Here is a 14,747-nt window from a genome sequence, read left to right as displayed (position 1 = left end):
GGCAGTTCGGGTGCGGCCTCGCCGACCAGCTACAGCGGTTCGTCGACCGCGACCGGCGGCACCAGTGGTGCAGCTGACGCTACGGCAGGCACCGGTGGCGCAGGTGGTGCGGGCAGTGGTGGAACCGGTGGTGCGGGTTCGGGCGGCGCAGGCGGTGCGGGTGGCGCAGGCGGCTCGACCTCAGCTACCACGGGTGCTTTCGACATGTCGAACCAGATGAACGGTTCGGCAGCGGCGGCGGCTGGTGTTTCGATCCTTGCGCAGAACAGTGGCGCGGCATCGTTGATCCAGCAGAGCGTCAACGTCCAGGCCAACCTGAACTTCGCGCATTGAGTGAGATCGCATCCGGCATGGTGGAGCCTTTTCGGCTCTGCCATGCACGGGTGCACCTGCAAAGGCCCGGGTGGCGCGGCGCGCGATGCGTGCATCGACGTCCGACACGCAGGCCTTGGGAGATAGTGCCGTGCGGATTTTCAATGGAATACCCGGCGCGATCGCGCTATGTCTGATGGCCGCACCCACGATGCTCTGCGCGGAGGATGCGCAGATACCCGCTGCCTATTTGCTCAATGGAGCGCCATCGCCCATCGCGGTTTATGTTGCGGCCGTGGAAGGTGAGGGTGAAGCGGGCAGTGCGACAGGACTGGGATCGGGTGTCGACAACTCGACATTAGCCGGTATGAGCGGGGGCACGCTGGTCACGCAGAACACCAACCTCAATGGCACGGTGACCAATGACAGCGCTGACCATGTCATTTCCGGAGCCAATGTCATTACCGGTGGTTCTTTCGGCGGTGAGGTCGGCATCCCAACGGTGATACAGAATTCGGGAAGCAACGTGCTCATCCAGAACGCTACCGTCATCAGCGTAGAGTTCAAACCGTGAAAAAGCTCGCAGCGCTACTGGTTATCTCGGTGGCGCTGCCACTGGGGAGCCATGCTGCAACCGTCGGTGTCGTCAGCGGTGATGGCAACTACGTCATTCACCTGACGAGCCTCAAGGAGGCTCGCTACAAGACCACGCTTCACCAGAAGTACGATTTCAGTTGCGGCTCCGCAGCCGTGGCGACGTTGCTCACGTATCAGTACGGCTACCCGATGAATGAACAGGTGGCCTTTGAGCAAATGTACTCACACGGTGATCGCGAGAAAATAAATAAAGAAGGGTTTTCCCTGCTCGACATCAAGCGTTTCCTGGGGGCCAACGGCTTTGATGCCGATGGTTTCCGCGTGCCGCTCGACAAGCTGGTGGAGGAGAAACTTCCAGCGATCGTCTTGATCGATGAGAGGGGCTATCACCACTTCGTGGTGATCAAGGGGGTTCGCAATGACCGCGTGCTCGTTGGCGATCCGGCACGCGGCACTCGTGTGATCGCGCAGAGTCGTTTCATGACGATGTGGACGAGCGGACTAGTGTTCGTTATCCACAATCGCCGCAACCAGGCTGTGTTTAATAGCGTTAGCGACTGGAAAGTGGCGCCGCCGTCGCCGCTCGATACAGCCATCGACCGCAACAGTCTCTTCTACACAGTGATGCCCAAGAAAGGGCCGGACGATCTTTGAGGGTATGGTGATGAGATCCGCTATCCGCGTCATCTGCCTGAGTTCGCTCTTCTGCGTTGGCGCAGCGTATGGGATGAGCGCAAGGGCGCAGGACGGGACACCGACGGCTGGCGACGTAAGCGGCGCTGCGCCGGTAGGGCTTTCCGCCTGGGTTCCCGTCGATCAGGACGTGCTTGAAAGCATGCGCGGCGGTTACGACATGGGCAATGGTTTGACGGCCTCGTTTGGCATCGATCGCGCCGTTTACGTCAACGGCAATCTCGTCACCCAGACCAGTTTCAACGTGCCCGACATCGCACATATAACCGCAATGCAGGCGGGTGCGATGGCGACCGCGCTCAACGCCATGTCGATCACGCAGATCGGCCCCAACAATTCGTTCGATCCCTCGTCGCTGGGCTCGACCAGTGGCGGCACGGTGATCCAGAACACGCTGAATAACCAGAATATCCAAGCCATCACCACGCTCAATACCTCGGTGAACTCGCTCAACGCCTTCCGCGAAGCCAGTTTCCAGCAGGCGTTGCAGCAGTCCCAACTTCAGTCTTTGGTGCACTGAGATGAGCAGGGCGCCGCCACGTTTCGTTCCGGGTCGCGACGGCGCCGCGGGTGGTTCCGCGGCGCATTCGTCTGCGTGACACCAAGTCGGAAGCCTAGGGGAAGGATGATGGGACATACAACGTGGCGGTACTTCTTGTCGTCGGGATGCGCCGGGCTGGTGTTGCTTGGTGCACCCGTAGCGGCGCAACAGAATGCGTCGTCATCTCCGCCGACACCAGCGGTGCAGCCGCAGGCCCCAACGGCAACCCCGGATGCGCAGGCGCCCTCTAGTTCATCTGACGATTTGCGCAAGACGGTGTCGGAGCAGGGACAGCGCATCGACGCGATGCGTAGCCAGATCAGCGCCCAGATTGAGCAACTCGACTCCATGAAGCGCGCGCTCGCGCAGCAGGAAGCCGACTATCAGGCGTTGCGTCATGCGGTAGGCATGGATGTACTCGACAAGCAACGCGCTGGCAGCATTGCGGCCGGCGGTCCCGGTGCATCGGCCTTGCCGATGCCGGCAGGGGATGCGGTAGCCGCCAACGCACCATCGACCGACGACCAGACGCAAGGCCAGCAGCCTGTGGGACAGGCGCCCAAGCCGGACACGCGGCCCCCCGAAGTCGCGCAGATTTTCCAGCAGCCCGGTGTGCTGACGCCGAAGGGCAAGCTGATCATCGAGCCGGCTTACCAGTTCGGCTATTCCTCGGTCGATCGTGTCGCACTGGTCGGCTACACGGTGATTCCGGCGATCCTGATCGGCCTGATCGATGCGCGCCAGGTGAAGGACACGACCCAGACCGGCTGGTTGACCACACGCTATGGCATTACCAATCGCATGGAAGTCGAAGTGCGTGTTCCCTACGTCTACGCGCACCAGGACACCATAAGCCGTGAAATATTTACCGGCTCGGCGACCGACAATGCCTTCGGTGCCAGCGGTCACGGCCTGGGCGACATCGAGGCGACGTTGCGTTACCAGCTCAACGTGGGTGGTCCGGACAAAGCGTTCTACGTCGGCTGGTTGCGAGTGAAGTCGCGCACGGGCACGGATCCGTTCCAGGTAACTACCGATTGCATCCAGCGTTGCGTGGAGAACGTGATCAACGAAGTGGATCTTTCCGCCACCGGTACAGGCCTGCCGTTGCAGGAACCGACGGGATCGGGTTTCTGGGCCATCCAGCCTGGCGTGACCTGGCTGTACCCGACCGATCCGGTGGTCTTCTTCGGCAACGTGAGCTACATCTACAACGTTGCGCGCGATAACTTGTCCCGCAAGATACTGCTGGGCGGCACGGAACAGCTGGGCAGGGTGAAGGAGGGGGACGTGGCCGACATCAGCATTGGCATGGGCCTGTCACTCAACGAGAAGGCGTCCATGAGCATCGGTTACGACCAGAGCTTTGTCGGCATCACAAAGCAGAACAACCAGACCGTGCCGGGTTCGGTGAAAACGGTGCTCGGCACGCTGCTGATCGGTGGCTCATGGCGCTTCAGCGACAAGCGCACGCTCAACTTTACGCTGGGTGTGGGCGTGACGCGCGACACGCCAGACCTGACGGTGACCGTGCGCATGCCAATGATGTTCTGAAGCATGGAAACCTGCACGCCAACGATGGCGTTGGCGTGCCTGGCATGAGGGTCAGAGCCCCTCTTGCTCCATGGCGGCTTTCACGCCAGCGTCTTCCATCATGCGGCGGTGGAAGCGGGCGAGGTTGTCGAGACCGGACAGATCCACGCCCTTGCCCATGGCCCAGCGCAGCACGACGAACAGGTACGGATCGGCGAACGAGCGCGTGCCGGTCAGCCAGTCGCGGCCGTGCAACTGTGTATCGATGCGCTCGTAGTAGGCGCGCAGTCGCTGGATCGACTTGTCGCGCAGCGCTTCCTGCGCAGCTGTGTCGTCTATGAAGCGCTCCGGACGGAACACCGGCTTGAATAGCGGATGGAGGTCCGAGTTGAGATAGGCGAGCCAGCGGTTCACTTCGGCACGGCCACGCGCGCCTTCGCCACCAAGTCCGGCGAGCGGGAACTTGTCGGCAAGGTAGTTGAGGATGGCCACGTTCTCCGTCAGCACCCAGCCATCCGGTTCCTGCAGGGCAGGGACCATGCCTGACGGATTGAGCTGCAGGTACGCCGGCGAACCCAGTTCCTCACGCGCGACGCGATGGCTTTCATAGGGCTGGCCGATCCATTCGAGGACGATATGGTCGGAGAGCGAGCAGGCGCCCGGCAGGTAGTACAGCTTCATGCGGATTTCCTTGTTAGGTCTTATCCATGAAGTGTCGCCCGCCAGGCGCATTACCCTCAAGCCGTGGCTTGTGCGCGCAGGCGACGGCGTTGCATCAGCCACCCGCCAAGGCACACACCGATGACCAGCACGGCATCAAGCACGTACTTGGCCCATGCGTTCGCCTCGAACCAGGGCGACAGCCAATGATCGTGCGCGATCATGCGCGCTGCCGTCCACGCGATGGCGCCTGCACCGATGTAGACGATCGTCGGGAAGCGCTCGATCAGGCGCAGGATCAGCGACGAACCCCACACGACCAAGGGCACGCTGATCGCCAGGCCGATGATGACCAGCACCATATGACCCTTCGCAGCGCCGGCGATGGCCAGCACGTTGTCCAGACCCATCAACGCGTCAGCGACGATGATGGTGCGCATGGCCACCCAGAAGCTGCCGGCCGCGCCGACCGCATGCGCGGGTTTGTCCTCGGGCTGCAACAGCTTCCAAGCGATAGGCAGCAGCAGTAGGCCGCCCACCAACATCAGGCCCGGCACTTCCAGCAGATAGACGACCACACCGGTGAGCACCAGACGCACGGCGACAGCACCCACGGTGCCCCACAGCACGGCTTTCTTCTGGATCTGGCGGGGAAGGTTGCGTGCGGCCAGCGCGATCACGATGGCGTTGTCGCCTGCGAGCACCAGGTCGAGCAGCACGATGGCCAACAGGCCGGAGAGAAATTCGGTGAGTTCCATGGGTCAGTCTCTGCGCGTAAGACAAATGCAGCAATGACAGGCACGCGCGGCCTGTCATTACTGCAAAAGTCTCGTTCGCGGCAGGACCGCCGCAGTGACCGGAGCGGGTTTCCGCTCGTGATGACGACCACTGCAAGAGCATCGATGAAGCCAATGCCCGGAACTACTCCCTTTTGGGATCAGTATTTACGTATTGTCGATGTCGTGGTGCGCCTGGGTCAAGCCGCAGGTACGCGCACCCAGCCTTCCATCAGCACGCGCGCGCTACGGCTCATGATCGCCTTGGTGACCGTCCAGGTACCGTCGACCCGTGCCGCCTCGGCGCCCACCCGCAGCGTGCCCGACGGGTGGCCAAAGCGCACCGCCTGGCGTTCGCCGCCACCGGCTGCAAGGTTCACCAGAGTGCCCGGAATGGCCGCAGCCGTGCCGATGGCCACTGCCGCCGTACCCATCATGGCGTGATGCAGCTTGCCCATGGACATGGCGCGCACGAGTAGGTCGATATCGCCTGCCGCCACGGGTTTGCCACTGGACGCGACGTAGTCGGCCGGCTTGGCGACGAAGGCCACCTTGGGAGTGTGTTGGCGTGTGGCGATCTCATCGAGCGATGTGATCAGGCCCATGCGCAGCGCGCCGTGTGCGCGAATGGTTTCGAACATGGCCAACGCCTTGGCATCGCTGTTGATCGCATCCTGCAGCTCTGTGCCGGTGTAGCCGATGGCGGAGGCCTCGACGAAGATCGTAGGAATGCCGGCATTGATCATGGTTGCCTTGAGCGTGCCAACGCCCGGCACGTCCAGGTCGTCGATCAGATTTCCGGTGGGGAACATAGCGCCGCCGGCACCGTCTTCCTCGGCAGCAGGATCCATGAACTCCAATTGCACTTCAGCGGCGGGGAAGGTCACGCCGTCCAGCTCGAAATCACCGGTTTCCTGCACCGCGCCGTCGGTCATCGGCACGTACGCGATGATCGTCTTGCCGATGTTGGCTTGCCAGATGCGTACCGTGGCGATGCCGTTATGCGGCACGCGTGCGGGGTCGACCAGACCACCGGTGATGGCGAATGGGCCAACCGCTGCCGATAGGTTGCCGCAGTTACCGCTCCAGTCGACGAATGCCTTGTCGATGGCGACCTGGCCAAACAGGTAATCCACGTCGTGGTCGGTGTGTGTGCTTTTGGACACGATCACCGTTTTGCTGGTGCTGGACGTGGCGCCGCCCATGCCGTCGATCTGCTTAGCGTAGGGATCGGGGCTACCGATCACGCGCATCAGTAGCGCGTCGCGTACGGCGCCGGGCACCTGCGCCGCTTCGGGCAGATCCTGCAGGCGGAAGAACACGCCCTTGCTGGTGCCCCCGCGTAGGTACGTGGCGGAGATGCGGATCTGGGGTTTGTGGCTCATGAAAATCCTGTGTCGATGCAGTTCAATCGCGGGCCCTCTCTCTTATGGGAGAGGGGCTCGTGAAGTCAGATGCTCAAGCCGTCTGCGTAGCTTCGAGGAAATCCTGCGCAAAGCGTTGCAGCACGCCACCCGCTTCGTAGATCGACACTTCCTCGGCGGTGTCCAGGCGACACGTCACCGGTACCTCGACGCGCTCGCCGTTCTTGCGATGGATGATCAGCGTAAGGTCCGCGCGCGGGGTGCGCTTGCCAACTACGTCGAAGGTTTCAGTGCCATCGATACCGAGTGTTTTGCGGTTCGTGTCGGGCTTGAACTCCAGCGGCAACACACCCATGCCGATCAGGTTGGTGCGATGGATGCGTTCGAAGCCTTCGGCCGCAATGGCTTCCACACCTGCCAGGCGCACACCCTTCGCTGCCCAGTCGCGTGAGGAACCCTGACCGTAGTCCGCGCCGGCGATGATGATCAACGGCTGCTTGCGGTGCATATAGGTTTCGATGGCTTCCCACATACGCATCACGTTGCCTTCCGGTTCCACGCGGGCGAGCGAGCCTTTCTTCACTTCGCCATCAACCACGGCCATCTCGTTGAGCAGGGTGGGGTTGGCGAAGGTGGCGCGTTGCGCGGTGAGGTGATCACCGCGATGGGTCGCGTACGAATTGAAGTCCTCTTCCGGCAGGCCCATCTTGGCGAGGTATTCGCCCGCCGCGCTGTCGAGCATGATCGCGTTCGACGGCGACAGATGGTCGGTAGTGATGTTGTCGCCCAGCACCGCTAGCGGACGCATGCCCTTGAGCGTGCGCTCGCCCGCGAGGGCGCCCTCCCAGTAAGGCGGACGGCGAATATAGGTGCTCTGGGCGCGCCAGTCGTACAGCGGTGCAGCGCTGGTGCCGGTGTGGCCTGTGCGTGCAAACATCGGATCGTAGACTTTGCGGAACTGCTCGGGCTTTACGCTGGACGCCACGATGGCGTCGATTTCTTCATCCGACGGCCAGATGTCCTTGAGCGTTACCGGCTGACCGTTGGTATCGATGCCGAGTACGTCCTTCTCGATATCGAAACGGATGGTACCGGCGATGGCATACGCCACCACCAACGGCGGCGAGGCGAGGAACGCCTGTTTCGCATAGGGATGGATACGGCCGTCGAAGTTGCGATTACCCGAAAGTACGGCAGTGGCGTACAAGTCGCGATCAGTGATTTCCTGCTGGATTTTCGGATCCAATGCACCCGACATGCCGTTGCACGTGGTGCACGCGAACGCGACGATGCCGAAGCCGAGCTTCTCCAGATCCGGCAGCAGGTTCGCTTCCTTCAGGTACAACTCAACGGCCTTGGAACCGGGAGCGAGCGAGCTCTTCACCCATGGCTTGCGCGTAAGGCCGCGTGCATTCGCATTGCGCGCAAGCAGCGCGGCTGCGATCACGTTGCGTGGATTGCTGGTGTTGGTGCAACTGGTGATGGCCGCGATGATCACCGCGCCATCCGGCATCTGGCCCGGCTTTTCTTCCCACTCGCCGGCAATGCCGCGTGCGGCGAGGTCGGCGGTGGGCAGGCGCTTGTGCGGATTGGAAGGGCCGGCCATGTTGCGCACCACCGACGACAGGTCGAACGTCAGCGTGCGCTCGTATTGCGCATGCGCCAGCGTGTCGGCCCACAGGCCGGCGACCTTGGCATAGGTTTCGACCAGCTTGACCTGTTCATCGCTGCGGCCGGTGAGGCGCAGGTAGTCGAGGGTCTGGTTATCGATGAAGAACATCGCCGCGGTGGCGCCATATTCGGGCGCCATGTTGGAGATGGTCGCGCGGTCGCCCAGCGTCAGGCTGGATGCACCTTCGCCACGGAACTCCAGGTAAGCGCCGACCACCTTCTCCTTGCGCAGGAATTCGGTGAGTGCGAGCACGATGTCCGTGGCGGTGATGCCCGGTTGACGCTTGCCGGTAAGTTCGACGCCAATGATGTCGGGCAGGCGCATCCACGACGCGCGGCCGAGCATCACGTTCTCGGCCTCAAGACCACCGACACCGATGGCGATGACGCCCAGTGCATCCACGTGCGGCGTGTGGCTATCGGTGCCCACGCAGGTATCCGGATAGGCAATGCCCCTGCCTTGATCGTCGTGTTGCACCTGGATCACCGGCGACATCTTCTCCAGGTTGATCTGATGCATGATGCCGTTGCCCGGCGGGATCACGTCGACGTTCTCGAACGCCTTCTTGGTCCAGTTGATGAAGTGGAAGCGGTCTTCGTTGCGGCGATCTTCGATGGCGCGGTTCTTCGTGAACGCGTTCGGATCGAAACCACCGCACTCCACTGCCAACGAGTGATCGACGATCAACTGCACCGGCACTACCGGATTCACCTTGGCCGGGTCGCCACCGCGTTCGGCGATCGCATCGCGCAGGCCAGCCAGATCCACCAGCGCTGTCTGGCCGAGGATGTCATGGCACACCACGCGCGCCGGGAACCAAGGGAAATCGCGCTCGCGCTTGCGCTCGATGATTTGCTTGAGCGACTCGGTGAGGATCGCGTCGTCGCAACGGCGCACCAGGTTCTCGGCGAGCACGCGCGAGGTATAGGGCAGTGCGTCATAGGCGCCCGGCTGAATCGCCTCCACGGCGGCACGCGCATCGAAGTAATCCAGCGATGTGCCGGGGAGGGATTGGCGGTAGGCAGTATTCATATGTATCAAGAACCCTAGCGATGCTCTGGATAAACGCCCGAGTGACCTCAGGCCGATGCGCCGTGGATCGATCGGCACGTGCAGACAATCTCGTGGACTATGGCCGCGCACACCCGGGCGGATGGATGTGGCCCACGCGTGTCCCAACAGTTGAAATCCGTGTGCCGACGGCCAAGGCGAACATGTCACCTGTGGCAAAGGCACGATCGAGAAATCGCACTATCAAGCCGCTTATTGTAACGCCCTCCCTGATGCGACCCAACCGGAAACGACATTCGCGCCCGGTCCATTGGTCGTGATGCGCAGCAGCAAAACGGTGTGGCGCGCGATTGACGGCGACGGCGTTAATGTTGGGCTTCCGTGTTGCCGCGAGATCTTCCATGAGTGCGCATGACATCCGTTCCGCCAAGCGTCCTGATCCTGATCAGCCGATGGTCGACGTCGCCAACTACGTTGTTGACTACGAGATCGACTCCCCCGAGGCGTATGACACGGCCCGATACATGCTGCTGGACTCGCTGGCCACGGCGATGATGGCCATGAAGTTTCCTGAATGCGTCAAGCACCTCGGCCCGGTTGTGCCGGGGGCAAATCTGCCCGGTGGAGCCCGCGTGCCCGGCACCAGCCATGAGCTGGATCCCGTACAGGCCGCTTTCGCCATCGGTACCCAGATCCGCTGGCTGGACTTCAACGACACCTGGCTGGCCGCCGAATGGGGGCACCCGTCAGACAACCTGGGCGCCATCCTGGCCGTGGCTGACTATCTCAGCCGCAAGGCCGAGCGCGAGGGTGGCCAGTCGCTGACGGTACGGGATGTCTTGACCTATGCCATCAAGGCCCATGAGATCCAGGGCTGTTATGCCCTCAAGAACAGCTTCAACCGTGTCGGTCAGGATCACGTGATCCTGGTCCGCCTTGCCTCCACGGCCGTCACCACGGCCATGTTGGGCGGTACCCGGGAGCAGATCACCACGGCCGTGTCGCACAGCTGGATCGATAACGGGGCCCTGCGCACCTACCGCCACGCCCCGAACACCGGGCCGCGCAAGAGCTGGGCGGCCGGTGACGCCTGCCGCCGCGCCGTCACCCACGCTATTAATGCGGTGTATCGCGGCGTGGTCGGCTATCCGTCGGCGCTGAGCGCCAAGACCTGGGGCTATTACGACGTGGCCTTCAAGGGCAACGCTTTCCAATTCGAACGCCCGTTTGGCAGCTATGTCATGGAAAACGTGCTGTTCAAGATCAGCTTCCCGGCCGAATTCCACGCTCAGACGGCGGTGGAGTGCGCCATGAGGCTGCACCGTGCCGTGGCCGGCAAGGTCGATCAGGTCGAAAAGGTGGTGATCGAGACCCAGGAGGCGGGCATACGCATCATCGACAAGACCGGCCCACTGGCCAACTACGCCGATCGCGACCACTGCATTCAATATATGGTGGCCGTGCCGCTGATCTTCGGTCGTCTCACCGCCGATGATTACAACGACGACGTGGCTGCTGACCCGCGCATCGACGCTTTGCGGGACAAGACCGTGGTCAGCGAGAACCCGCAGTTCACCAAGGACTATTTCGATCCGGCCAAACGATATATCGGAAACTCGGTGCAGATCTTCTTCAAGGACGGCACCCATACAGATAAGGTGTCCGTTGATTACCCCATAGGCCACCGCAAGCGCCGTGCCGAAGGTATCCCCGTCCTGCTCCGGAAGTTCGAGGCAGCCATGCGTGGTCATTTGCCGGCCCACCAGGTCAAGGCCATCCTCAAGGCCACGACTGACCCGGTCAGACTGGACGCAATGCCTGTTCAGGTATTTCTTGGTCTCTTCACGCTGTAAAGACGGCGTGAGCAGAAAATGAACGGGCGTTTGGGGTCGATTTGCAATTGTTTAACTTTTGCTAAACTACTCCGCGCCCGTTTCGGGTAAAACAAGCACCACTAGGTTCAAAGTCAGGTCGCGGTTCACCGGGATTAGGAATCCTCGGCCTGATGCTTTTCCCGTCTGGGGTGAACGGACGCGTACACCAATAAACGAGGAGACACCTGATGAAACGTAAGGGCTTGTACATCCTGATTGCCCTAGCGCTGGGCGGCGCAGGCGCCGTTCACGCACAGGACAATACTGCCGCTGGCAGCAGCACCGTTCCGACCACAACGCCGACCTACGACGATCGCTGGTACATCGCACCGACTGTCGGTGGGTATTACAACGATACCGATCGCAACACGAATAGCCGTCAGTTCTACTACGGCATCGGTTTCGGCCGCTTCTTCTCACCTAACTTCTCGCTGGATTTCTTCGGTGACCGCACCAAGCGCACCGTTGACGCATCTGCTGGCGGTGGTCGTTGGGCGAACAACACCTACGGCGTGGCCGCCCGCTATTACTTCCTCGACTGGACGGCATGGCGCCCGTACCTGTTGGGTGGCGTGATGGGTAGCCAGCACATCAACAACTTCGACCACGGCTTCGACCCGGCCGCGGAAGTGGGCGTGGGTGTGTCCAAGACCATCACCGACAGTTCCGACTTCCGCGTGGAAGGCGGCTATCGTTACGACTGGGACGACAAGACCCAGCCGAACAAGAACGGTTACGGCGACTGGTTCTTGGGCTTCAGCATCGTGTCACGCATCGGCGCACCGCCGGCTCCGCCGGCACCGCCGCCGCCGCCGCCGGCTCCGGACTGCTCCAAGCAGTTCCGCAACGGCGTGAACCTGTGCGACAACAAGTGCCCAGATCTGCCGGAAGGTACGATCGTTGGTCCGGATGGCTGCCCGCAGAAGGTCGTGATCGATCTGCGTGGCGTCAACTTCAAGTTCGATCGTCCGAAGAAGGGCGAGAAGGACATCGCGAAGTCGTTGGCCGAACCGACCAAGGATTCGCTGGCAGTGCTCGACCAGGCGGTCGACACCCTGCAGCGTTATCCGAACGTGCACGTGACCGTTGCTGGTTACACCGACTCGGTCGGCAAGGACGCGTACAACCAGAGCCTGTCGGAGCGTCGTGCGAAGATCGTGTACGACTACCTGACCACGCACGGTATTGACGCCAGTCGCTTGGAAGGTCCGATCGGTCACGGCAAGAACGATCCGATCGATACCAACGACACGGATGCTGGTCGCGCCCGCAATCGTCGTACGGAGTTGCAGGTACAGCAGTAATCCGACAATTCTCGGAAAGTCAGAAAAGCCCGGCGAAAGCCGGGCTTTTCTTTTTTTACAAGCATGCCTTGCGAAGTAAGGTGTTGTTTCGTGGTGACAGAATGTCGCAGTTGAGTGGTTTTGTGCGCCACCTTCAATAGCTGCCTGAACAGGGGTTCACCATGTGCGTCTATTTACGCGTGCGATGCTCTTAACGGTTTTGCTACACTCCGCGGCGCTTTGATCTTGTGACACTTCCTTCGATCGGGACGCAAAGCGCGGGATAGGAAAAGTCCCGGAGTAGAAGTCAGTTTTGACGCGCTTTCCGTCTGGGGTGGAACGGACGCGAAATACCAATAAAACGAGGAGACACCTGATGAATCGTAAGGGATTGTATTTCCTGATCGCTCTGGCCCTGGGCGGCGTGGGTGCGGCACACGCGCAAGACAGCACCGCTGGTGCTACCACGCCGAGCTATGATGACCGTTGGTACATCGCTCCGACCGTGGGCGGTTACTACAACGACACCGATCGCAACACCAACAGCCGTCAGGTCTATTACGGCCTGGGCTTTGGTCGCTTCATTAACTCGTACACCTCGCTCGATCTGTTCTTCGATCGCACCAAGCGTACGGTTGATGGTGGCAACAGCCAGCGTTGGGCAAACAACAACGTCGGCGTCGCCGCTCGCTTCTACTACGGCGACTGGAACGCATGGCGTCCGTACGCTCTCGTGGGCGTGATGGGCAGCTACCACATGAACCCGGGTGACAAGGGTTGGGCGCCGGCTGCTGAACTCGGCGGCGGTATCTCGAAGACCATCACCGACAGCACCGATTTCCGTGTTGAAGGTGGCTACCGTTACGACTGGGACGACAAGAGCCAGCCGTCGAAGAACGGCTACGGCGACTGGTTCCTGGGCTTCAGCATCGTGTCCCGCTTCGGCGAGCCGGCTGCTGCTCCGGCCCCGGCTCCGGTGGCTCCGGTTGCTCCGGACTGCTCCAAGCAGTTCCGCAACGGCGTGAACCTGTGCGACAACAAGTGCCCGGATCTGCCGGAAGGCACGATCGTCGGTCCGGACGGCTGCCCGCAGAAGGTTGTGATCGACCTGCGCGGCGTCAACTTCAAGTTCGACCGTCCGAAGAAGGGCGAGACGGACATCAAGAAGGCGCTGGCTGAGCCGACCGCTGACTCGGTTGCCATCCTCGACCAGGCTGTCGACACCCTGCAGCGTTACCCGCAGGTCAAGGTCACGGTTGCCGGCTACACCGACTCGGTCGGTAAGGACGTCTACAACCAGGATCTGTCCGAGCGTCGCGCTGCGATCGTCTTCAAGTACCTGACTGCGCACGGCATCACGGCTGACCGTCTGGTTGGTCCGATCGGTCACGGCAAGAACGACCCGATCGGCTCCAACGACACGGACGCTGGCCGCGCCCAGAACCGTCGTACGGAACTCCAGGTCCAGCAGTAATCGGATCTGTTCCAGTAGTACTGAAAAGCCCGGCGCAAGCCGGGCTTTTCTTTTTGCGCGAATGCGTCGGCGGGATCGCCTACCATGCGTGATGTCGTTCTCCGTTGCCCGAGTTTCCTCATGCGTTCGTCCCGACCCTCATCGCGAGCTTCAGCATCATCGGCGCCGCGCCACGGTCTTGCACGGGTGCTCAGCAAGATGGGTGTGTGTTCGCGTAGTCAAGCGGAGAAGGCGATACGCGAGGGAAGGGTGCAGGTGGACGGCAAGCCGGTGCTTGATCCCGAACGTCCCACTGATCCGGAGCGGCAGCGAATCCTGCTCGATGACGAGCCGGTGGCCGCGAGCAAGCGTGTCTATATCGCGCTAAACAAGCCACGCGGCCTCGTGGTGAGCGCTGCCGATGAGCGCGGGCGCGACACGGTCTATGACCTGTTGAAGGACGCTGGTTTGCCGTGGCTAGGGCCGGTAGGGCGGCTCGACAAGGCCAGCGAGGGCTTGCTGCTCTTGAGCAATGACAGCGTGTGGGCCGCAGGCCTTACCGAGCCTAAGCATCACGTGGACAAGACGTATCATGTACAGGTCAATGCTGTTCCCGACCAAGCGCTGCTTGATCGTCTGATCGAAGGCGTGGTGGAAGAGGGCGAGCGATTGGCCGCCCGGCGCGCGATAGTGCTGCGTCAAGGTGAAAAGAATGCGTGGTTGGAGATTGTGTTGGACGAAGGGCGCAACCGGCATATTCGGCGGCTGCTAGCCGCACACGGCATTGACGTGCTGCGCCTCGTGCGAGTCGCGATCGGCCCGTTGATGTTGGGGGAGCTGCCCAAGGGGCAATGGCGGCATTTGTCGGCAGAGGAAGTTCGCTTGCTCGGTGCCGCTGCGCCGTAACGCGAACTCCAGGCAGTAGGAGCCGGCTTTTTGTGCGCGCCTGTATATAAAAGACACATCGCCTTGCCCATC

13 protein-coding genes are annotated in these 14,747 nt (G+C 61.7%); 9 read left to right on the top strand and 4 right to left on the bottom strand.

Annotated features, from left to right (window positions below):
- From DyAD56_RS23770 to DyAD56_RS22865, 5 genes are all read left to right on the top strand, one after another.
- A partial coding sequence (locus tag DyAD56_RS23770) for a hypothetical protein (protein WP_199179095.1) occupies positions 1 to 333 on the top strand: 333 nt, incomplete at its 5' end.
- Positions 334 to 418: 85 nt separating this feature from the next.
- Positions 419 to 886, top strand: a complete 468-nt coding sequence (locus DyAD56_RS24415) for a hypothetical protein (protein ID WP_233202818.1) — start codon at positions 419 to 421, stop codon at positions 884 to 886.
- Positions 883 to 1,563, top strand: coding sequence for a C39 family peptidase (locus tag DyAD56_RS22875; protein ID WP_102305131.1), 681 nt, complete (start codon positions 883 to 885; stop codon positions 1,561 to 1,563). Before DyAD56_RS24415 ends, DyAD56_RS22875 begins: the two co-directional genes overlap by 4 nt.
- A gap of 10 nt (positions 1,564 to 1,573) precedes the next feature.
- On the top strand, positions 1,574 to 2,122 hold the full coding sequence (locus tag DyAD56_RS22870) for a hypothetical protein (RefSeq protein ID WP_102305146.1): 549 nt from the start codon (positions 1,574 to 1,576) through the stop codon (positions 2,120 to 2,122).
- 108 nt (positions 2,123 to 2,230) lie between these two features.
- Positions 2,231 to 3,697 carry an acetate kinase gene (locus DyAD56_RS22865; RefSeq protein ID WP_233202817.1) on the top strand — a complete coding sequence of 489 codons (1,467 nt, stop codon included), beginning with the start codon at positions 2,231 to 2,233 and terminating at the stop codon, positions 3,695 to 3,697.
- Between the two features lie 51 nt (positions 3,698 to 3,748).
- On the opposite strand, the gene DyAD56_RS22860 is transcribed toward DyAD56_RS22865, so the two are convergent.
- The 4 genes from DyAD56_RS22860 to acnD form a co-directional block, all read right to left on the bottom strand.
- Positions 3,749 to 4,357: a glutathione S-transferase N-terminal domain-containing protein gene (locus tag DyAD56_RS22860; protein ID WP_102305130.1), complete on the bottom strand. Its 609-nt coding sequence runs from the start codon at positions 4,355 to 4,357 to the stop codon at positions 3,749 to 3,751.
- Positions 4,358 to 4,413: 56 nt separating this feature from the next.
- Entirely contained in the window at positions 4,414 to 5,094 is a 681-nt protein-coding gene (locus DyAD56_RS22855) for a TerC family protein (protein WP_102305129.1), read from the bottom strand.
- Positions 5,095 to 5,312: 218 nt separating this feature from the next.
- Positions 5,313 to 6,497 carry a 2-methylaconitate cis-trans isomerase PrpF gene (prpF, locus tag DyAD56_RS22850; protein ID WP_102305128.1) on the bottom strand — a complete coding sequence of 395 codons (1,185 nt, stop codon included), beginning with the start codon at positions 6,495 to 6,497 and terminating at the stop codon, positions 5,313 to 5,315.
- Between the two features lie 73 nt (positions 6,498 to 6,570).
- Positions 6,571 to 9,180 (bottom strand): Fe/S-dependent 2-methylisocitrate dehydratase AcnD, encoded by a 2,610-nt coding sequence (gene acnD / locus DyAD56_RS22845; RefSeq protein ID WP_102305127.1) that lies wholly within the window; start codon positions 9,178 to 9,180, stop codon positions 6,571 to 6,573.
- 380 nt (positions 9,181 to 9,560) lie between these two features.
- On the opposite strand from acnD, the gene DyAD56_RS22840 reads away from it, so the two are divergent.
- From DyAD56_RS22840 to DyAD56_RS22825, 4 genes are all read left to right on the top strand, one after another.
- Complete coding sequence (locus DyAD56_RS22840; RefSeq protein ID WP_102305126.1) at positions 9,561 to 11,012, top strand: bifunctional 2-methylcitrate dehydratase/aconitate hydratase; 1,452 nt, start codon at positions 9,561 to 9,563, stop codon at positions 11,010 to 11,012.
- A gap of 209 nt (positions 11,013 to 11,221) precedes the next feature.
- A complete protein-coding gene (locus DyAD56_RS22835; RefSeq protein ID WP_102305125.1) occupies positions 11,222 to 12,337 on the top strand; it encodes an OmpA family protein in 1,116 nt (371 codons plus the stop codon).
- A 355-nt stretch (positions 12,338 to 12,692) separates the two neighbouring features.
- The gene (locus DyAD56_RS22830) at positions 12,693 to 13,790 is read left to right on the top strand and encodes an OmpA family protein (RefSeq protein ID WP_102305124.1); all 1,098 of its coding nucleotides are present in this window, start codon (positions 12,693 to 12,695) and stop codon (positions 13,788 to 13,790) included.
- Positions 13,791 to 13,910: 120 nt separating this feature from the next.
- Positions 13,911 to 14,675 carry a pseudouridine synthase gene (locus DyAD56_RS22825; protein WP_102305123.1) on the top strand — a complete coding sequence of 255 codons (765 nt, stop codon included), beginning with the start codon at positions 13,911 to 13,913 and terminating at the stop codon, positions 14,673 to 14,675.
- Positions 14,676 to 14,747: the final 72 nt, after the last annotated feature.

This window comes from Dyella sp. AD56 (assembly GCF_002878475.1).
Taxonomy (GTDB): Bacteria; Pseudomonadota; Gammaproteobacteria; order Xanthomonadales; family Rhodanobacteraceae; genus Dyella.
This window is presented reverse-complemented; position numbering and strand designations above follow the sequence as displayed.